Here is a 19,092-nt window from a genome sequence, read left to right on the forward strand (position 1 = left end):
CGCCGCATCCCCCGCTCGGGTGCGGCGCCGCGCAGTCGGGCCCCGCGCGCTCTAGGGTCGCCGTCGTGGCAGAGCCCGAGAACGGTCCGGTGACCGAGCACTCCGGCGTCCGGATCGCCCACGAGGAGCCCTCGCCGATCCGGCAGGTGAGCCAGCGGCTGATCTTCGCGCTCTTCGTCTTCGTGCTGACCGTCGTCCTGGTCTACGTCGACCGCGACGGGTACCGGGACATCGAGAGCGAGCCCGGCGGGGTCTCCCTGCTCGACGCCGCGTACTACGCGACCGTCACCCTCTCCACGACCGGGTACGGCGACATCACGCCGGTCACCGACCAGGCCCGGCTGATCAACCTCGCGATCATCACGCCGCTGCGCGTGCTGTTCCTCATCGTCCTCATCGGGACCACCCTCGAGGCGCTCACCACGCGCTCGCGGGAGGAGTTCCGCATCCGTCGCTGGAGGTCCCGCTTGCGTCAGCACGTCATCGTGTGCGGCTACGGCACCAAGGGCCGCAGCGCCATCCGCTCGCTGCAGGCCAACGGCACGCCGTCGGAGAAGATCGTCGTCGTCGACCCGGACCCGCGGGCCATCGACGAGGCCAACTCCGTCGGGCTCACCGGCGTGGTGGGCGACGCCGGCCGCACCGAGGTGCTGCGCCGGGCCTCGGTCGAGCGGGCGCGGTCGGTGATCGTGGCGGCCAACCGCGACGACGCCTCCGTGCTCATCACCCTCACCGTGCGCCAGCTCAACCCGAGCGTGCCGATCACGACGTCGGTGCGGGAGGAGGAGAACGCCAACCTGCTGCGCCAGTCCGGTGCCGACACCGTCATCACCACCTCGGCGACCAGCGGCCGGCTGCTCGGCCTCTCCACGGACGCCCCGCGCGTGGTCGCCGTCGTCGAGGACCTGGTCACCGGGGGCCAGGGGCTCGACCTGCACCAGCGCGTCGTCACCACCGACGAGGTGGGCCTGGGCCCGCGGCAGCTGCGCGACATCGTGCTGTCGGTGACCCGCAGCGGCCGCACCCTGCGCTTCGACGACCCGCTCATCGGCACCCTGCAGCCGGAGGACGTGCTCGTCGTGGTGAAGGCCCACGACCCGGGCCAGCGCTAGCCCCTACGCGCGCACCCAGGTGCGGGTGGGCTCGCCGCGGCCGCGGAGCTCGACCTCCGCGCCGGTGGCCCAGTGGTCGCGCTCGTCGCCGCCGGCGGTCTGCACGGTGGACTCGCTCGCCATCGCCCGGCCCGGGTGGTCCTTGGCCAGCTCGGTCAGCCGCGCGGCCTCGTTCACCGGGTCGCCGATGACGGTGTACTCCAGCCGGCTGGCGGCACCCACCTGGCCGGCCCACACCCGGCCGCAGGCGACTCCCACGCCCACGTCGACCTCGCCCGCCGCCGCGACCGCGTCGCAGATCCGCCGGGCCGCCCGCAGGGCCGCGCCGGCGGGGTCGGGGTGGTCGGTGGGAGCGCCGAAGACGCACAGCGCGGCGTCGCCCTCGAACTTGTTCACCAGCCCGCCCTCGCCCTCGATGGTGTCGACGACGACCTCGAAGAAGCGGTTGAGCAGGCCGACCATCTGCTCCGGGCCGGTGCGGCGCACCAGCGAGGTGGAGCCGGCGATGTCGACGAACAGCGCGGCCACGGTCCGCTCCTCCCCGCCGAGCGAGACGCCGGTGGCCAGGGCCTGCTGGGCGACGGTGGTGCCGACGTGCCGGCCGAAGAGGTCGCGCAGGCGCTCGCGCTCGGCCAGGCCGGCCGCCATCGAGTTGACGCCCTCCTGCAGCAGCCCGATCTCACCCGCGTCGTCCACGACGACGTCGACGTCGTAGTCGCCGGCGCCCACCCGCTGCACGGCCTCCCGCAGCTCGCGCAGCGGCTGCCCGACCGCGCGGGCGATCAGCAGCGTGGCCAGGGCCCCCACCAGCAGCGCCACCACCACCAGGAAGACGACGGCGGTCCTGCCCGGCCCCCGGGGGTTGCTGGGGTCGACGTAGAGGAGGACGACGCCGAGCATCGGCACGCCGCTGGTCAGCCCCCAGGTCAGCAGCAGGCGGATGCGGACGCCCAGGGCCAGCCGACCGACCGGCGGGTGCTCCGCCAGCGCGCGGGCGGTGACCGCCCGGGCCGCCCAGGCGACCAGGAGGTAGGTGACGCCGGCGGTGGCGACGCCGCCCAGGGCCACCGCCACCCCGATGCGCCAGCCGACCCGCGGGTCGGGGAAGACGAAGGCGGAGACCACCCCCATGAGGAGCGCGCCGGCGAACCAGACGCAGCCGGCGATGAGCGCGGTGTCCAGCGGCAGCCGGAGGGCGTGCCGCGCCTCCTCGCCGGTCGGTGGCCGGCCGGCCATGAGCCACCGGTTCGTGACCCGCTGCCGCCGGAGCCCGGCGAGGCCGCCGAGCGGGAAGGCGAGCACCAGGTAGCCGGCCGCGGTCCAGAGAACCGGGGTCCGCGCGGCCGTGCTGCTCCCGTCCTCGACGCCGATCAGCAGCAGCACCACGGTGCCGACGCCGATCATGTTGGCCACCATCACGACGAGCACGATCAGCGGCACGGCCAGGCGGCCGCTGGGCACCCAGCCCGCCCGGTCGGTGACGCGCCGCCACAGCCCCTCCGGGGCCTCCGCGGGCGGGCCTGCGCCGTGGTCGTCGGTCACTGCCGGCGCAACGAGGCCCGGCGGTCCCGGGTTCCGGGGCCTCCCCCGATCGTGATCACCCTGTCATGGTGCGCGCACGCCGTCGGTGGGCGCGCACCCGGTTCCCCGCCGGGGACCCCCGACCACGTCCGGGCGGCCCGACCGCCATGATGTCGCAGGTCACAGCCCCAGGACGAGGAGACCACGGTGCACGAGCGCGAGTACCTGCAGCACGACGGGCTCGCCCTGGGCGAGCTGGTGTCCGCCGGCGAGGTGACCCCGGCGGAGCTGCTCGACGTGGCGCGGGCGCGGGCCCGGGCGGTGAACCCGGCGGTCAACGCGATCGTCACCTGGCTGGACGACCACGCCGACGAGCGGGCGGCCCAGCCGCTGTCCGGGCCGTTCGCGGGCGTGCCGTTCCTGCTCAAGGACCTGCACCAGCACCTCGCCGGGGCCCCGACCTCCGACGGCTGCCGCGCGCTGGCCGGCCGCCGGGCGGAGCGGACGAGCACGGTGGTGCAGCGCTGGCTCGACGCCGGCGTCGTGGTGTTCGGCAAGACGAACACGCCGGAGTTCGGTTCGAAGGGCGTCACCGAGCCCGCCCTGTTCGGCCCCTCGCGCAACCCCTGGGACCTCGACCGGACGCCCGGCGGCTCGTCCGGCGGGTCGGCCGCCGCCGTCGCCGCCGGGATCGTGCCGGTGGCCGCGGCCAGCGACGGCGGTGGGTCCATCCGCATCCCCGCGGCCTGCACCGGGCTGGTCGGGCTCAAGGCAGGGCGCGGGCTGGTGCCGTTCGGCCCCGACGAGAGCGAGCCGCTGGGCGGGCTGGCCACCAACGGCGTCGTCTCGCGGACCGTGCGCGACACCGCGGCCATGCTCGACGCGCTCGTCGGGCCTGACGCCATGAGCCCCTTCTCCCCCGCCCTGCCCGAGCGGCCGCTGCTCGACCGGCTGGACGGGGCACCCGGCCGGCTGCGGATCGGATACACGACCCGCTGCGCCCTGCGCGACCAGCCGCATCCCGAGGCGGTCCGCGCCGTCGAGCACGCGGCCGCGCTGCTCACCGACCTCGGCCACGAGGTGGAGGAGGTCGACCCGCCGCACGACGACCGGCAGCTGGGCCGCGACTTCCTGACCATCTGGTTCGTCCACCAGGCGAACGAGGTGGACCGGATCAGGCGCGAGACCGGGGCCGGCGACGACGGGTTCGAGCTGGACACACGGATCATGGCCGCGCTCGGCCGGTCCTTCGGTGCGGCCGCCCTGCAGGCGGCGCAAGAGCGACGGCGCCTCTACATCGGGGCCCTCGCCGGCTTCCACGCCACGCACGACCTGCTGCTGACGCCCACGCTCGGCGAACCGCCCATCCGCGTCGGCTCCCTCGCCACGCCGGCCCCGCTGCGCCTGGTCGCCGAGGGCATGCTCCGCACGCGCACCACCGGGGTCCTGCGCCGGGTGGGCATGGTCGACCAGATGGTCGAGGCCAACCTGGCGTGGGTGCCCTACACCCAGCTGGCGAACGTGACCGGGCGCCCCGCGATCAGCCTGCCGCTGTACCGGACCCCCGGAGGGCTGCCGATGGGTGTGCAGCTCGTCGGCCGGCTCAGCAGCGAGGAGCTGCTGCTCCGCCTGGCCCGCCAGCTGGAGGTCGCCGCCCCGTGGGCCCACCACCTGCCCGCACCGGCGGTCGCGCGCTGAGCCGGTGCGGGACGTCGGCGGGGCCCCGCGTCAGGCCGCCACGGCCCGGACCGACGCCGGAACGGGGGCGGGCGCCCGGAAGCCGGTGACGACGAGCCGGTACGCCAGCGCCATCTCCCAGACGGCGACCACCACGGCGCCGAGGAAGCCCCACGCGGAGACCTGGTCGTAGACGCCGAACATGACCGCGACCGACGACGCGAGCACGAGCGGCCCACCCACGAGGCCGAGGACCGTGATGCCGCGCGGCACCAGGCGCGAGCGGTGCAGCAGCACGGCGAGCAGCAGGCTGTTCACGCCGATCACCAGCCCGGGACCGACCAGGAACGTCCAGTCGTGCACGGCGACGAGCGCCCGGGCCACGGCGACCAGCGCCTCGCCGTCGCCGCCGGTCGCCGTGCCCCGCAGGGTCACCAGCGACAGCGTGGCCACCACCCCGACCACGATGACGGCGGCCTCAAGCAGCCGCCCGCACACGTAGCCCAGCGCCATGCCCTCCCCGTGCTGCCGGACCACGGGGTAGAGGGTCACCGCCGTGCCGATGCAGGAGGCGGCGAGGACGACCTCCAGGAGGCCCCCGACCAGCACGCCGGTGCTCTCCCCGGCGCCGAGGACGAACTCCGCGTCCCCGAGCGCCGGCTGGTACAGCGCCAGCGCGATGACGGCGGTGACCGCCGCGACCACGAAGAACACGCCCGCGACGACCGCGGTGGTCCTGGTCGACCCCATGGGAACTCCTCCGGTAGCAGGATGTGGTGTACGGCGTACACCAACGACTCCGGACGCTAGGCGTACGCTGTACACCTCGTCAAGCACCGGCAGGAGGAGCACATGGCACCGGGGACCGCCCGCACCCCGCTGAGCAGCCACCGCCTGATAGCCGCCGCGGTCGACCTGGCCGACGAGGCCGGCATCGACGCGGTGAGCATGCGGGCCCTGGCGCAGCGCCTCGGCGTCGTTCCCATGGCGCTGTACAAGCACGTCGCGAGCAAGGACGTGCTGCTCGACGGCATGGTCGACCTGGTCCTCGCGGAGGTCGAGGCCCCGGACCCGGCACTGGACTGGCGGGCCGCGGTCCGCGCCCGGGTGCTGGGCGCGCGCCGGGCCGTGCTCCGGCACCCGTGGGCGCGCAGGGCGATCGAGTCGCGCACCCACCGGACCGCCGTCGTGCTCGCCCACATGGACGCGGTGGCCCGGCACTTCCTCGACGGCGGCTTCTCCCCCGACCTGACCCACCACGTCATGCACGCCCTGGGCAACCGGATCTGGGGCTTCAGCCCGGAGCTGTTCGAGGAGGGGCCCGCCGGCGACGCGCCCGCACCGGACCCCGAGCAGCAGGCGGCCGTGGCCCGGGAGCTCGCACAGCGGTTCCCCGGCATCCTGGCGATCGCCACCGCGGCGACCGGGGGCGACCTGTCGTCGGTCGGTCAGGGGTGCGACGAGCAGTTCGAGTTCGAGTTCGCCCTCGACCTGCTCCTGGACGGCGCCGAGCGGTTGCAGCGCTCCGGGTGGGCCTCCACCGCGCACCCGTGAGCACGCCGCACTCCGAGCCGGTCACCACGTCGCCGGCGTCGTCGGCTCCTACCGAGGCCTGGGCCTCCGGCCGACGGGCGAGACCAGCGGCGGGCAGACCGTGACGGTGCTGGACCTCTGACGGACGCACGAGGGCCCCGGCCGGGTGCCGACCGGGGCCCTCGTGCGCAGAGAGGTCAGAAGGCGGCGAGGACCGCGCCCTCGTAGGTCTCCTCGATGAACTGGCGGACCTCGTCGGAGTGCAGCAGCTCCTCGAGCTTCTGGATCCGCTCGTCGTCCTCGTCACCGGTGCGGACCACGAGCAGGTTGGCGTTGGGGTTGCCCTCGCCCTCCTCCAGCGCCAGGGCGTCCTCGGCCGGCACGAGGTCGGCCTCGATGGCGTAGTTGCCGTTGATCACCGCGATGTCGACGTCGGCCAGCGACCGGGGCACCTGCGCGGCCTCGACCTCGGACACCTCCAGGTTCTTCGGGTTCTCCTCGATGTCGAGCGAGGTCGGCGCGGTGTCACCGGTGTCGGCGAGGGTGATCAGGTCGTTCGCCTCGAGCAGCCGCAGGGCGCGGGCGGCGTTGGTCGGGTCGTTGGGGATGGCCACCGTCGCGCCGTCGGGCAGGTCGGCGAGGTCGGTCAGGCTCTCGGAGTAGATGCCGAGCGGCTCGATGTGGACCGGGTCCAGCGCCTGGAAGTCGTAGCCGGCGCTGGCCTCCTGCTGCTCCAGGTACGGGATGGTCTGGAAGTAGTTGGCGTCCAGCGAGCCGTCGTCCAGGGCCACGTTGGGCTGGATGTAGTCGGTGAACTCCTTGATCTCCAGGTCGAGCCCGGCCTCCTCGGCGAGGTTCTCGTCGATGAAGCGCAGGATCTCGGCGTGCGGCACCGGCGAGGCGCCCACCCGCAGCGGCTCGTCGGCCCCGGACAGCTCGGCGTCACCGCCGCCGCAGGCGGCGAGCATCGCCGTCATCGCTGCGGCAGCCAGGACGGCGGGGAAACGGGTGCGCATGGCGGTGGTTCTCCTCGGTGGTGGTGCGGTGGTGCCAGCGGCCGGTCGGCCGCCGGGAGCTTCGGGTCAGGTGTGCGCCAGCGACCGCGCCCAGCGGTCGCCGGCCCACTGCAGGGCCTGGACGACGACGAGCAGCAGCACGACGGTCGCCAGGGTGATGTCGGTGCGGAACTGCTGGTAGCCGAAGCGGATGGCGAAGTCGCCCAGCCCGCCGCCGCCGACGGCCCCGGCCATGGCCGAGTAGCTGATCAGCGCGACGACGGTGACCGTCACCCCGGCGACCAGCGACGGGAGGGCCTCCGGCAGTAGCACGGTGCGGACGACGTCGCGCCGGCGGGCGCCCATGGACATCGCCGCCTCGACCTTGCCCGCCGCGACCTCGCGCAGGCTCGTCTCGACCAGCCGGGCGAGGAAGGGGATCGCCCCGATGGTGAGCGGCACGATCGCGGCGGTGGAACCGATCGTCGTCCCCACGATGCCGCGGGTGACCGGGGCGACCAGGACCAGCAGGATGATGAACGGCAGGGCGCGGCCAAGGTTCACGACCAGGCCCAGCAGCCGGTTGAGCGCGGGCCGGGGGGCCAGCCCGCCCGGGGCGGTGACGGTCAGCAGCACGCCCAGCGGGACGCCGAGGAGCACGGTGATCAGCGCCGCGACGCCGACCATGTAGAGCGTCTCCCACGTGGCGTCCAGCAGCTGCGGGTAGATGCGGGTCCAGTCGCTCATCGGTCCACCTCGGCGGTCGCGGGGACGCGCTCGACGAGGACGCCGCCGGCGCGCAGGCGCTGCACGGCGTCGTCCAGCCCCTCGACTCCCCCGGTGACCCGCAGGAGCAGCCGGCCGTAGCGGCCGCCGGCGACCGTCTCGACCGAGCCGCCGGCGATCTCGACGGCGAGGCCCAGGTCCCCGATGAGCGTCTCCAGGACGACCGTCTCCGGGGTGCGGTCGGTGACGGTGACCCGCAGCAGCGCGCCGCCGTGCCCGGCGCCGGCGTCGGCGACCGGGGCCGGCAGCAGGGCGTCACCCAGCGGCGAGCGCTCCCGGGTGAGGACGTCGGCCAGCCGGCCGCTGTCGACGACGCGACCCTGGCTCAGGAGGACGGCGCTGTCGCAGACGGCCTTCACGACGGCCATCTCGTGCGTGATCAGCAGGACGGTGAGGCCGAGCTCGTCGCGCACCCGGCGCAGCAGCTCCAGCACACCGGCGGTGCTGGCCTGGTCCAGGGCCGAGGTGGCCTCGTCGCACAGCAGCACGTTCGGGCGGACGGCCAGCGCGCGGGCGATGGCCACGCGCTGCTTCTGCCCGCCGGAGAGCTGGGCCGGCCGGGCGTCGGCGCGGTCGCCCAGGCCGACCAGGTCCAGCAGCTCGGCGGCCCGCCGGCGGCGCTCGGCCCGGCCGACCCCGGCCAGCTCCAGCGGGTGCTCGACGTTGCCCGCCGCGGTCCGCGAGTCGAGCAGCTCGAAGTGCTGGAACACCATGCCGATGGAGCGGCGCGCCTGGCGGACCTGGTCGTCGGGCAGCTCGGTGAGCACCCGCCCGTCGACCGTCACCGAGCCCGACGTCGGCCGCTCCAGCAGGTTCACCAGGCGCACCAGCGTGCTCTTGCCCGAGCCGCTCGGGCCCACGACGCCGGCGAACTCCCCTCGCTCCACCGTCAGGCTGACGCCGTCGACGGCGACGACCTCCCCCGCCCGTCTCCGGGCAGGGAAGACCTTGCGGACGTCCTTCAGTTCGATCACGGGGCGGTGGTCCTCGATGTGAGCAGGCAGGAGCGGGGCAGCGCCGTCGGTCGGACGGCGGGCTCCGCGGGGGTCGTGTCGCGAGTCGGCGGTGGCCTCAGCGACACATGGCTGTGCCGGTCCGGCACAGGTCGATGTGCCGGCGAGCCCACGACGGACGCCCGTACCGCATGGTGTTCCTCCATCGGTCCTGGCAGTAGCACCCGCGCCCGCGGTGCGGGGGGTTGCTGCGACGTCGACGAGCCAGGTCTCTCAGCCGCTCCGGATGGTTGCGCAGGAGATTCTACGGAGCGCAGCCGCGGCGCGCCGCGCGGGACCTGCGAGTTCGCTCACGTGGCCGCCGTCCCCGAGGGTCAGGCGTCCTCGGCGCGGTCCTCCACGGCCCCCTGGCGGAGGAGGTTGACGACGGACACCGCCAGGCCGCCCCACATCACGAGCATCGCCACCACCATCATCACGATCGCGCTGGTGCTCATCGACGTCCTCCTTCGTGCCCGGATCCCGGGGCCAGCTCCGTCGTCGGGGTCACGTGCAGCGGTGCCGCCGGGTCGGAGCCCGGTGGTGGCCCGTCCAGGTGGGTCCCGGCGCGCCACCTCAGCCGGGCGAGGAGGAACCCGACGATCGGCAGCGCCACGGCCATCCCCCAGCCGAAGACGGCCAGCAGCCACGTGGGATAGCCCTCGTAGGGGGTCTCCAGGTCATCACGGAGCGCGAGGACGAGCACGACCGCCAGTCCAGCCGGGGCGACGACGCTGGTGAGCACCCGCCACCCGGCGCCGACGCGAGGCCGGCCGTGCACGTTGAGGTGCTCGCCGAGACCGGTCAGGGCCCGGAGGCCCCAGGCGACCACCAGCATGCTGACCAGCGCCACGACCAGGATGCCGTACTGGTTCACGAAGTGGTCGACGACGTCCAGCACGTAGATGCCGCTCGTGGTGCTGAACAGCACCAGGCTGAGGACGGCGACGGGCACGCCGACGGCGAGGGTGGCGGTGAGGCGGCTGGTCTCCAGCTTGTCCCGGACCGCCGAGATCACCACCTCGATCACGCTGATCAGCGACGTGATGCCGGCGATGACCAGCGACCCGAAGAAGAGGACACCCAGCAGGGCACCGGCCGGTGCCTCGCTGATGATCGTCGGGAAGGCGATGAACGCCAGGCCGATCCCGCCGCTGGCGACCTCGTCGACCGCGACCCCGCCGGCCTGCGCCATGAACCCCAGGGCGGCGAAGACCCCGATCCCGGCCAACAGCTCGAAGCCGGAGTTGGAGAAGCCCACGACGAGGCCGGAACCGACCATGTCCTCCCGCCGGCGCACGTAGGAGGCGTACGTGATCATGATGCCGAAGCCGACGGACAGCGAGAAGAAGATCTGGCCGAACGCCGCGGCCCAGACCGAGGCCGAGGTCAGCGCCGACCAGTCGGGGGTGAACAGCGCGTCCAGGCCGGCCCCCGCGCCCGGCAGCAGCAGGGCCTGGACGACGAGGGCGACGAAGGCGAGCACCAGCACCGGGATGAAGACCAGCGAGGTGAGCCCGATCCCCCGCTGCACGCCGAGAGCCATGATGACCAGGACGGCCAGCCAGACCAGCGCGAGGGGCACGAGCACCCCGGGCACCACGTCGGCGGTCACCGCCACGTCACCGGCCTGGAGGAACTCCCCGAAGAAGAACGCCTCGGGGTCCGGGCCCCAGGCCTGGTCGAGCGAGAAGAAGGTGTAGCGCAGCGCCCAGGCCAGCACCGCGGCGTAGTAGACGGCGATGACGAAGCAGATGGCGACCTGCCACCAGCCCAGCCCCTCGGTGCCGCGGCGCAGCCGGGCGAAGGAGAGCGGCGCCGAGCCGCGGTGGCGGTGCCCGATCGCGTAGTCCAGCAGCAGGAACGGGATGCCGGCGGTCAGCAGCGCGACGAGGTACGGCACGAGGAACGCGCCGCCGCCGTTCTCGTACGCCACGTAGGGGAACCGCCAGATGTTGCCCAGCCCCACCGCCGAGCCGATCGCCGCCAGGATGAAGACCCGCCGGGAGCTGAACGAGCCCCGCCGTCGCTCCTCAGCGGCCTGCTCCGGGACTCGGCCTGCCGTCGTGCCCATGCGACCTCCCGGGTCGTGCTCCGCCAGGGACGCCGGCCACGGGTCGGCGTCCTCCTGTGGTGACGAGGATGTCAGGACCCGGCGCCCCGCGGCTGCCGGGGAGCCCCGCGACCGGGGCCGGCCACCAGCGCGACGCCGGCGGACCGGGTCAGCCGGCGGCTCGGGTGGCCTCGGCCAGGGCGGCCCGCCGCTCCGCGGTGAGCTCGGTGGTCAGCGTCTCCAGCGTCTGCTGCCGGGCCCCGCCGCTCGACCCCTCCCCGACGTGGAGGACGAGCAGCGTCCCCCCGTCGGCGACCGCAGCCGTCTCCCAGGCCTCGGCCTCGTCGGCCACCAGCCACCAGTCGCCGCCCGCCCGTCCGCCGGTGGACGTCGGCACCGTGGCCGCGACCGCCGCCTGGTCGGCCCCGGGCGCGAGGTCGACGACGCTCAGCCGGACGAGGGGGTCGTACTCGCCCGGCGCCTCCTCCACCTGGGCGAGCACGGTCCACCACCGGCTCATCGGGGCCGCGCGCGTCAGGTCGTCGAGCATCACGCCGAGGAAGGAGTGCACCTCGTCGACGGGCCGCTCGACCGCCCCCATCCTCGGGCTGAGGGAGGTGCCGGACAGTGACGGGACGTCCACCACGCGCAGCGGGCCGGCGTCCTCCGCGGCGATCCCGGGGCGCGTCTCCGACGCCGGCGGCCCGGCCACGAGGCCGAGGGTGACGGCGACGACGGCGACGCCGGTCGGGATGCCGGCACCGATCAGCCACGACCGGCGCGACGGCGTCCGGTGGCTCCGGCTGATGCCGTCGGGGTCCTCGCCCCGGCGCCGACGGCGGCGGTTGTCCCACCAGGACAGCACTCCCAGGGTCACGGCGATCACCGGCCACGAGAGGTAGGAGGTGAGGATCAGCGGCGCCACCGACTCCCCCGCCGCCGGCGCGGCCGCTCCGCTGCCCCTCCCGCCGATCGGCGCGAGCAGCCAGATGGTGGCGGTGAGGCCGGCGCACACGGCGGCGAGCGTGGGCGGGAAGCGCTTGTTCGGCGGTCGCCGCACACCCGCGACGAAGCACCCGACGACACCCGCCGTCAGCAGCACGCCGGCGGCGACCTGGGCCCACGCCGAGGGCAGGAGCAGCGCGAGCCCGCGGCCCATCCACGGCGTCATCAGCAGCGTGACGACGGCGGCGATGCCCAGGACCAGGGCGACGGTGCCGCGCCAGCCCAGCTGCCGGCCGGCCTCGTCCACGCGGCGGCGGGCCATGGGGGTGCTCCTGTTCGCAGGGGGTGAGGACCGCCGAATCATCACCGATGTCCGTGACGGCTGCGCAGCAGGCTGTGGACACACGTCGGGCCCGGTCAGCCGACCGGGCCCGACGTGGACAACAGGGGTGGGGTGTTAGATCCACGAACGGCGAGGTCCGGGCATCCGCTTCTACGAACGGCGCCGGCGGCTTGCACCCTTCAGCTCCGAAATCGGCACCCGTGGTGAGCGGACTCGCCCCACCACGCGTCGGAAGCTAGTCCGCTGGCGGAATGATCAGCGGTGTCGCCGCTGGGTCCACCGTGTCCTGTGCGCGGAGGACCGGCAGATCCGCGTCAGACATGCCGTCCATCTCCATCTGGATGCGCGCCGCCTCGTAGGCACTCCTGACGGACTGGCCGTCGGCGATGGCGGTGTAGAACCTCGCGGCGAAGGACATCGCGTCTGGGTCGCCGATCTCGTCGGACATGCCGATCGCCATCGGAACGACGGTGAGCAGTTCGTCGAGGTGCCCAGTGGAGTGACAGGCGTTGAGGACGACCAGGACGGGAGGGTTGTCGACCGCTCCCATCGCGCGGGCGAACACCGACTTCGTTATCACCTGGCCCAGGTTGTCACCGTCGGCCTCGGTGTCGAACACCAACACGTCTTCGTCAGCGTGCCCGGCAAAGTGGACCACATGGGGCTTGAAGCCGCTCATGCCGTCCAGAAGGTCGGCCCCAGTCGCGGCAAGCAGGGGCTCGATCTCCACGAGGTCTCGGAGCGTTGCCGCCTTGACCCCCTTCTTGACCCTGCGGATCTCCTTGTCCACGCGCAGGTCCCCGTCGGAAGCGGCAGTCACATAGAGGATGCGAAGGCGCTCTACCTGCGGAGGGCGGATCTCTGCGATTTGCTGCTGCAGTCGGCTCTCAGTCGCCGCCATCAGCGCCTGCGTCCGGGCTCGTTCTGCCTGCTGCTCTCGTTCCCTGGCTCGCCGCTCGGCCAACTGCAGCCGTTCGCGGGCGCGCTTCTCGTCAGCTTCTCGCTGCTTCTGCGCCCGCTGGTCGGCTAGCTGCCGCTGCTTCTGGACGCGCTGCTCATCGCTGCGCTGCTTGTCCAACGCCGTTGACAGTGCCCGGCTGAGGTCAGCTTCCTTCTTCGAGAACTGGGCGCTCTTGGTGCTGTAGCCCGCGGCTTTGGCTCCCAGCGTCAGCGCTTCCTTCTGCGCCGATTCGGCTTGCCGCAGGTAGGAACGTGCCATTGACTGCGAAGAGGCGCGGTCCGCCCTGGACCGGTACGAGGCCGCGTCCGCTTCCTTCTTTGCCTGCTTGACGCGTGCGTCTGCTGCTTGCTTGTCCGCCTCGGCGCGCTTCTTGACGGCCTCGTCGATCTGGCGGCGAATCTGCTCCAAACTGCTCATCGTGGCCTCCCCCGCTCTGGCGCCAACCTTTGCTGGCGCTCACCGGGAGGCTACGAATGGGTACTGACAGTTCTCAGTCGACCGCCCGCCATCCAACAGCGCTACGACGGTAGTCAGAGCGCGGTGATTCCGTCGCGACGAGCATGCAGCACATCCAGGACCGGCGCTGCGGCGTCCCACAGCTGGCGGAAGGCCATCAGAACGTCCCGGATGAGCGCGGCCGGATCCAGCGGCGCGCCAGTCGGCGACTCAACGTAGCGCCAGAACGGGAACGTCCGACCGGACGACCCCTTGAGCTGTGCGCGCACCGGTCGCCTGGCCTCGCTGATCTGGCGACGGCGTTCCTCGTCAGCCGCGTCGGCGGGCAGACGCACGGCGACGTACGGCCACTCATACGACCCCGGCGTGAGCAGACGAGCGCGTTCCCACTGGATGACGGCGCTGACGTCCGCAGCTCCATTGTGCTGCCAGGTCGAGCGGCGCAATCCCGCCCTCGGCCAGGAGCCCGAGTCCAGGTCGTTGGTCTCCAGCTCGGCGGCAAGTTCTTCGGCCAGCTCTTCCAGCTGCGCAGCGACCCCGACGAGGTGCTTGTCCAGAAGCTGGCGCCTTCTGCGCGTAGAGCAGCCCAGGTCTCGATGTCGTGCCGGTGGTCGAGGTAGAACCACGCCTTTGCGTCGGCATCTTCGCGCGTGACGGCGAGCGGGTCAGGCACGGTGGTAGGCCTCCAGGGTGGCGATGTAGTCGTGGACTCCGGGAGCTGCCCCTGTCAACGAGGTGGCGGCCGCGCGGGCGATGTCGGGACCTGCTCCCAGGTGAGTGCTCGCCAGTGGCCGCGGCTCTCCACGGCGGTGATTGGCAGCCGCCGGCCGCGGGTGAGGAAGACGAAGCTGGGCGCCGGCTCGTCCCGCCAGTGCTCGTACAGGCGGTCCAGCTGACGCTCCTGCTCGACGGCGAAGGTCTTGGCCTCTACCACGATCGTCCAACTGTGGCCGTAGATGACGAGGTCGGCCCGGGTTTCCTCCCGCTGCTCCTCCAGCACCACCCGCACACCGGGGTCCGCGCCGGACCCGTCGAGCTCCAGGTGATCCAGCAGCCCGTCGAGCACAGAGGGACCGAGGCCGTGGTGGCCGTCGGGACGGAGCAACCAGGCCAATCCCGCGGTCACTGCCAGCTCCCGGTACTGCAAGTCCAGGGCAGCGAGGAGCGTCCGCGGGCCACCCCGCCAGCGGCCGCTCACCAGCAGGGCCTGCTGGGCGTCCCGCATGTCCGCCAGCCGTGGCTTCCACTGGGACACAAGCGCGCCGGCGCGAGACCGCTCCGCCGCAGCGACGTGCTGCCAGGCAGATGCTGTCTCCTCGTAGCGCTCCTGCCACCCGCGCAGCGCAATGCCAGCTGGTCCTGCCGGAACCGCCAGTGAGTCGCGTGAGGCGGATCACCGAGAGGCACAGCGCCTCCCCAATGCCTCACTGCTCGCGACCGCTGAGTAGTTCGCCAAGCTGATGCTGCGCTGATGTATCCCGCGAACCAGTGCTCAGATCCACATACTTCAGGCGGTCCGTCGTGCTCGTTTCACCATGACGGCTCTGCTGGAAGCCATCCACCACTCTCACGGTCCAGTCACCGGCCAGGGCACCGTCCGCCAGGACCAGCGGCCACATGTCTACATAGCCTCCGGCGGATCGCAGGTACACGCGGCCGGTGACCAGCGGAGTCGCGACATCCGCGCGCACCGGCGCCACGGACTGGGCTGCGCCAGCGAGAACTGCGAGGTCAACGCTGTAGGTGCTCCCCGTGAAAGCCATAGGTCCTGCGACCACCAATTCGAGAGGGGTGCTCGTCCGGGCGGTCAAGACGAACCAGTCCAGCCATCCGAGCACATCGGCCAGTGCCCCATCCCAGCCGCTGGCCGGGGCGCCGCCGCCATGCACCACATCGTTCCGGTGCTGTACGACGGCGTTCGCCTCGGTGACACATACGGCCTCGATCCACCTGACCAGCACTCGGTCACGGAGCTGCGGAAGAAGACGACGGCAGATTTCCTGCCAAGTTCCAAAGCTCGGCCGCACCAGATGGGTGAGCACCGGCTGGTCGAGCGGCCCTTCGGTCCGTATGGCGGAGATGGCGGCGAGTGCACAAAATCGTGCAATCGCTTCAGCTGTCACAAGACTCGCCCGCAGTTGAGATTCCCGGTCAAGCGGCACCTGCATGCGCTGATACGGGAGAGCGATGGGGGTTGGAAGTTGATTGACGGCGAAGTCGACACGCGAACTTTGGCTCCGGGCGAGCACCTCTTGGATTCGCTCGGGGAGCTCGATGGCTGCCCTGTCTTTCATGACGAAGTCGTGCGCCAATCGCATCGCTTCGATCGTCTCAGACTGCCCACCCTCTCCAGACAGGACAAGCGTGTCGATGGCGAGACCACGCTCCGACAGCTCGCGGAGCAACCAGAGTCCTCCCCAGTCATCGGGCGGCATATGGAGGTCCACCACGGCCAGGTCGAACGCTTCGGCGGAGAGTCGCGTCAGGGCGGCCTCGCCGTCGTCGGCGAATCTGCACTCGAAACTGCCCTTGGGTAGCAGCTTGGACAGGGTCACCGCCACATCTCTTTGGTCGTCGACGAAGAGAATGCGCGGGCGGCGGGGGCAGGGGCTAGCGGCGGACATGTGCTACTTGTCTCGACTTTCGGCTTGGCCGTCTTCTGTCACGGTCGGCAGCGTCAAGAGCCAACCGGTTCCTTTCGCCCGCGGCGCAGGCTCAAGTTCACCACCGACACGACGGAGGGTCCGCCGGACCCCGAGGAGGCCCAGACCACTTCCTTCCCGCTTCCCGCTGGTGATCGCCCTCCCTGCTGCGAGCGCTTCGAGGACGGCGGCCGGGATACCGGCACCGGTGTCCGCAATCTCCAGCAGGACGACGTCGTCACCTGGCGAGGACGTGTAGTCGAAGGTGATCTCGCCGCCTGCAGCCATTGCCTGCTCGGCGTTCTTGACCAGGTTGTCCAGCACCGCGCGGAGTGCACGCTCGTCGATCGCCACCACCGCAGGGGCCAGCGCGGGGGGAACAACGCGAATCTGTGTCGGTAGCCGCCGGATGAGGTCGCTGATATAGGCCTGCATAAAGGCAGCGAGTTCTGTGGTCCCTACGAGGTCGGCGGCCTCGTACAGCATGTCCGCGTCTCGCAGCCGCGACGCGAGAGCGGCTGCTGCATCCATGTGCCGGCTGGCTGCGAGCTGCGCTTCCAGGCGTTCGGTCCGCGTGGGTGTATTTCGGTCGTACGCCAGCCGCGCAGCGGTCACCTCGTTCTTCAGGTCGTGGATGAGGCGCGCCAACTCAGCGTCGTAGTCATCAGCTGTCGGTTGGCCGTACGCGGCTCGCGTCAGCCAGTTTTCGTCGGCGTTGGGCGGCGACGTCTTCACGCTGAGCTGGATGGATCGTGCGTCGTGGGCGCCTACAAGCAGCGTGGGACAGGTCTCGCACAGGAGCCGCATCGTCAGGGTGTCCTTCACCTGGTCGAGCGGATGTCTCGCACAACTGACGGTCACTGAGACACCGGCCGCGGTCGTTCGGCCGTGCATCGACAGGCGAGGTTCAGGCTGTCCGGATAGGGCCGCGGCACACTCCTGCAGGGCCCTGAACAGGGCCGCCGCTGTGCGTGCATCGACCACAGCGCCATCCAGGGGGAGGTCGCGCTCGACCTGTAGCCGACGCCGATTGACCAGGAGCCAGTTCTCCAGGACCTGCGCAACCGGCTGATCCGCCCCGGCGGACATCCACACGCTCTGTGCCGCCGATAGCGCAACGAGTTGTTGCGTTGGCTCATCCCACGACGTAGCGGGCTCGTCGGCGTCGGCGGCTGCCGCTATCCAAGCCAGGAGTGCGGAGAGGACGTCCGTGAAGATCACCCGCTTCCGCGCGGTTTGCGAGACCTGACCGAAGTAGTCAGCCAGCGCGGCCTCAGCAACTGCATCGGGCCGCCAACCCGGACCGATGACGTCGCACACGCCAGCGGCCCAACGACCGAACCCATGCCGATCGCCCTGCTGCACCATGCGCGCACCCAGTCGCCCGGCACGCTGCCAGCGCGGCCAGCGAGTCCGTGATGCTGCGAGCAGTTCAAGGTGCCGCACAAGGAGGAGGCGAGCGATCGTCGTGTCCGGCACACGCCCCGCGCCATCCGTCAAGATCTCCGCAGACGACCAGAAGTGTGCCGCCGCGATCTTGCGGGCAGCGGTCCGGGAAGCGCCGGCTCCCTCCACCGAGATCGGCTGTGCAAGGCCCCGCACGTTCAGCCGAACGCGGAAAGTGGAGTTGTGGTCCGGCCCCTCCCGCGAGCTGTCCTCCTCGACTTGAAAGTCGAGTTCGACAGAGAGCTCTTGCAGGCGGGTGACGGGGTCCACGAGGCTTGTGCTGCTCTGCGCACCCAGGAACTGGTGCACTTCGGCAGGGAGATGGCTCTCGAAGGTCGAATGGTCCGGCCACTGGATGTGGGACGCGGCGAGCGTCGCCTGAACCATGTTGGCGATGATCTCGTCGGAGAGAGGTTGCCCTCGCAGTCCGGCGCTGAGTCGGACGAGCCTCCCGAGGCCAAGAGCCTCGAATATGGGTCGCAGAGCCGCGTCCGGGACGGTGAGCGCGACCGCGACATCGGGGTCGGGGTCGGTCGTCCGACTCAGCAGCACCGCCGCCCGCCGGCGCATCATCGCAGCGTTCAGAACAAAGCTCCCAAGGTTGGCGAGCATCGCGTTGCCGTCACGGTCGGTGTCTCCCTCACTGACGTTCTCGTACACCCAGGATCGGTGAATGAGGGCGCGGGCGAACGGCCCCGCATCGCGGCAGCCGAACCTGGCGGCGAGCGCGGCGTACCGCTCATCTACCAGCGGCCGCGCCGGTCGGCGCACGACCGGCTTCCCGCGCTTCGCCGGCGAACCCTGGTCCGCCAGGACGTGAGGCGCGTGTCGGGACAAGTAGTCGTGACACGCGAGTCGCTGCGCGTGCTTCTTCGAGCCGGCCTCCCCCCTTCCCGTTCGGCCGTCCTTTGTCGTGACTGTCACCGTGAAGACGGCGTCGTGGTCCGGGCCTGCCTGTGCGACCTCGAATGCCGGTTTCAAACCTTGGGCATGCTGCTGAAAGAGCGACCGCACGTCCGCAGCTGTGGCTGAGGACATCGCGGCGTCGGCGTACAGCGTCTCTACAAACGTCCGTAAGCCGGCTCCCGCTACCACAAGAGACCACCAACCCACGACCTGCATGGCGACGGCATCGAACGTGCGAACGGTGGAACCGGACGCCACCTTGTTGGCGGCCTGTGACGCCTCACCCCGACCAAGGTGAGCCCGGTTCTGAACTTGAAGGCTTTGCCCGAGACGTTCGCGGACCATGCGACCGACACGATTCGCCTCTTCATCGCGTCGCTTCACGTCGAAGTTCGGAGCCGCCTTCGCTATGGCGCGTCGCAGTTCAACGTCGACTGCTGCTTTGCCGACGCTTTCTAGCAGCGACAGGCACACCGCACTCACATTTGGGAACTCGTCAGGACTTTCATAGAGACCGGATCGGTGCAGCGTCGCAACGGTCAGCCACTGGCGTTCCCTCGATTGAAGCTCCCCCAGTGCGTGCCCCATCGCTCGCTCCAGTTCTGCCCACGACATCACCTCACCGATGGCTTGCGGCAGAGCGACGAGCGGAGGTAGCGGAGATCCGGCCGGTCGGCTCACGCGGCCACCTCAGCGGCCAACAGTTCAGCCTGCTGCATGACCA

16 protein-coding genes and 1 riboswitch are annotated in these 19,092 nt (G+C 71.6%); of the genes, 3 read left to right on the top strand and 13 right to left on the bottom strand.

Annotation, left to right across the window (positions count from 1 at the left end; all coding sequences use genetic code 11):
• Positions 1-65: 65 nt before the first annotated feature.
• Positions 66-1,112 carry a potassium channel family protein gene (locus tag E4P43_RS04390; RefSeq protein ID WP_135144202.1) on the top strand — a complete coding sequence of 349 codons (1,047 nt, stop codon included), beginning with the start codon at positions 66-68 and terminating at the stop codon, positions 1,110-1,112.
• A gap of 3 nt (positions 1,113-1,115) precedes the next feature.
• Here E4P43_RS04390 and E4P43_RS04395 read toward each other — a convergent pair whose 3' ends face one another.
• On the bottom strand, positions 1,116-2,654 hold the full coding sequence (locus E4P43_RS04395; RefSeq protein ID WP_209313727.1) for an adenylate/guanylate cyclase domain-containing protein: 1,539 nt from the start codon (positions 2,652-2,654) through the stop codon (positions 1,116-1,118).
• Positions 2,655-2,840: 186 nt separating this feature from the next.
• Here E4P43_RS04395 and E4P43_RS04400 point away from each other — a divergent pair, with 186 nt between their 5' ends.
• Positions 2,841-4,331 carry an amidase gene (locus E4P43_RS04400; RefSeq protein ID WP_135144203.1) on the top strand — a complete coding sequence of 497 codons (1,491 nt, stop codon included), beginning with the start codon at positions 2,841-2,843 and terminating at the stop codon, positions 4,329-4,331.
• Between the two features lie 30 nt (positions 4,332-4,361).
• On the opposite strand, the gene E4P43_RS04405 is transcribed toward E4P43_RS04400, so the two are convergent.
• Complete coding sequence (locus E4P43_RS04405; protein WP_135144204.1) at positions 4,362-5,060, bottom strand: DUF4386 domain-containing protein; 699 nt, start codon at positions 5,058-5,060, stop codon at positions 4,362-4,364.
• Between the two features lie 102 nt (positions 5,061-5,162).
• Between E4P43_RS04405 and E4P43_RS04410 the strand changes: the two genes are divergently transcribed.
• Complete coding sequence (locus E4P43_RS04410) at positions 5,163-5,864, top strand: TetR family transcriptional regulator (RefSeq protein ID WP_135144205.1); 702 nt, start codon at positions 5,163-5,165, stop codon at positions 5,862-5,864.
• A gap of 176 nt (positions 5,865-6,040) precedes the next feature.
• Here E4P43_RS04410 and E4P43_RS04420 read toward each other — a convergent pair whose 3' ends face one another.
• The 11 genes from E4P43_RS04420 to E4P43_RS04470 form a co-directional block, all read right to left on the bottom strand.
• Positions 6,041-6,859, bottom strand: coding sequence for a MetQ/NlpA family ABC transporter substrate-binding protein (locus E4P43_RS04420; RefSeq protein ID WP_135144206.1), 819 nt, complete (start codon positions 6,857-6,859; stop codon positions 6,041-6,043).
• 66 nt (positions 6,860-6,925) lie between these two features.
• The gene (locus tag E4P43_RS04425) at positions 6,926-7,585 is read right to left on the bottom strand and encodes a methionine ABC transporter permease (protein ID WP_135144207.1); all 660 of its coding nucleotides are present in this window, start codon (positions 7,583-7,585) and stop codon (positions 6,926-6,928) included.
• Positions 7,582-8,598, bottom strand: a complete 1,017-nt coding sequence (locus E4P43_RS04430; RefSeq protein WP_135144208.1) for an ATP-binding cassette domain-containing protein — start codon at positions 8,596-8,598, stop codon at positions 7,582-7,584. Before E4P43_RS04430 ends, E4P43_RS04425 begins: the two co-directional genes overlap by 4 nt.
• Positions 8,599-8,776: 178 nt before the next feature.
• Positions 8,777-8,870: riboswitch (SAM riboswitch) on the bottom strand.
• An 81-nt stretch (positions 8,871-8,951) separates the two neighbouring features.
• Positions 8,952-9,074 (bottom strand): methionine/alanine import family NSS transporter small subunit, encoded by a 123-nt coding sequence (locus E4P43_RS04435; protein ID WP_135144209.1) that lies wholly within the window; start codon positions 9,072-9,074, stop codon positions 8,952-8,954.
• On the bottom strand, positions 9,071-10,690 hold the full coding sequence (locus E4P43_RS04440; RefSeq protein ID WP_135144210.1) for a sodium-dependent transporter: 1,620 nt from the start codon (positions 10,688-10,690) through the stop codon (positions 9,071-9,073). The genes E4P43_RS04435 and E4P43_RS04440 overlap by 4 nt, the downstream gene beginning before the upstream one ends.
• A gap of 148 nt (positions 10,691-10,838) precedes the next feature.
• Positions 10,839-11,936 carry a hypothetical protein gene (locus E4P43_RS04445; RefSeq protein WP_135144211.1) on the bottom strand — a complete coding sequence of 366 codons (1,098 nt, stop codon included), beginning with the start codon at positions 11,934-11,936 and terminating at the stop codon, positions 10,839-10,841.
• Between the two features lie 256 nt (positions 11,937-12,192).
• Positions 12,193-13,335 (bottom strand): hypothetical protein, encoded by a 1,143-nt coding sequence (locus E4P43_RS04450; protein WP_135144212.1) that lies wholly within the window; start codon positions 13,333-13,335, stop codon positions 12,193-12,195.
• Between the two features lie 113 nt (positions 13,336-13,448).
• On the bottom strand, positions 13,449-14,000 hold the full coding sequence (locus tag E4P43_RS04455) for a hypothetical protein (RefSeq protein WP_135144213.1): 552 nt from the start codon (positions 13,998-14,000) through the stop codon (positions 13,449-13,451).
• Positions 14,001-14,101: 101 nt separating this feature from the next.
• Entirely contained in the window at positions 14,102-14,599 is a 498-nt protein-coding gene (locus E4P43_RS04460) for a PD-(D/E)XK nuclease family protein (RefSeq protein WP_135144214.1), read from the bottom strand.
• Positions 14,600-14,798: 199 nt separating this feature from the next.
• Entirely contained in the window at positions 14,799-15,998 is a 1,200-nt protein-coding gene (locus E4P43_RS04465) for a response regulator (protein WP_135144215.1), read from the bottom strand.
• 3 nt (positions 15,999-16,001) lie between these two features.
• A complete protein-coding gene (locus tag E4P43_RS04470; protein ID WP_135144216.1) occupies positions 16,002-19,049 on the bottom strand; it encodes an ATP-binding protein in 3,048 nt (1,015 codons plus the stop codon).
• Positions 19,050-19,092: the final 43 nt, after the last annotated feature.

Origin of the sequence: Blastococcus sp. TF02A-35 (genome assembly GCF_004571075.1) — a bacterium.
GTDB lineage: Bacteria > Actinomycetota > Actinomycetes > Mycobacteriales > Geodermatophilaceae > Blastococcus.

What these genes read in the sequence shown, in the direction of transcription:
- E4P43_RS04405 (WP_135144204.1), bottom strand. Translation starts at nt 5,060, where the DNA reads ATGGGGTCGACCAGGACCACCGCGGTCGTCGCGGGCGTGTTCTTCGTG.
- E4P43_RS04410 (WP_135144205.1), top strand. Translation starts at nt 5,163, where the DNA reads ATGGCACCGGGGACCGCCCGCACCCCGCTGAGCAGCCACCGCCTGATA.
- E4P43_RS04420 (WP_135144206.1), bottom strand. Translation starts at nt 6,859, where the DNA reads ATGCGCACCCGTTTCCCCGCCGTCCTGGCTGCCGCAGCGATGACGGCG.
- E4P43_RS04425 (WP_135144207.1), bottom strand. Translation starts at nt 7,585, where the DNA reads ATGAGCGACTGGACCCGCATCTACCCGCAGCTGCTGGACGCCACGTGG.
- E4P43_RS04435 (WP_135144209.1), bottom strand. Translation starts at nt 9,074, where the DNA reads ATGAGCACCAGCGCGATCGTGATGATGGTGGTGGCGATGCTCGTGATG.
- E4P43_RS04440 (WP_135144210.1), bottom strand. Translation starts at nt 10,690, where the DNA reads ATGGGCACGACGGCAGGCCGAGTCCCGGAGCAGGCCGCTGAGGAGCGA.
- E4P43_RS04445 (WP_135144211.1), bottom strand. Translation starts at nt 11,936, where the DNA reads ATGGCCCGCCGCCGCGTGGACGAGGCCGGCCGGCAGCTGGGCTGGCGC.
- E4P43_RS04450 (WP_135144212.1), bottom strand. Translation starts at nt 13,335, where the DNA reads ATGAGCAGTTTGGAGCAGATTCGCCGCCAGATCGACGAGGCCGTCAAG.
- E4P43_RS04460 (WP_135144214.1), bottom strand. Translation starts at nt 14,599, where the DNA reads ATGCGGGACGCCCAGCAGGCCCTGCTGGTGAGCGGCCGCTGGCGGGGT.
- E4P43_RS04465 (WP_135144215.1), bottom strand. Translation starts at nt 15,998, where the DNA reads ATGTCCGCCGCTAGCCCCTGCCCCCGCCGCCCGCGCATTCTCTTCGTC.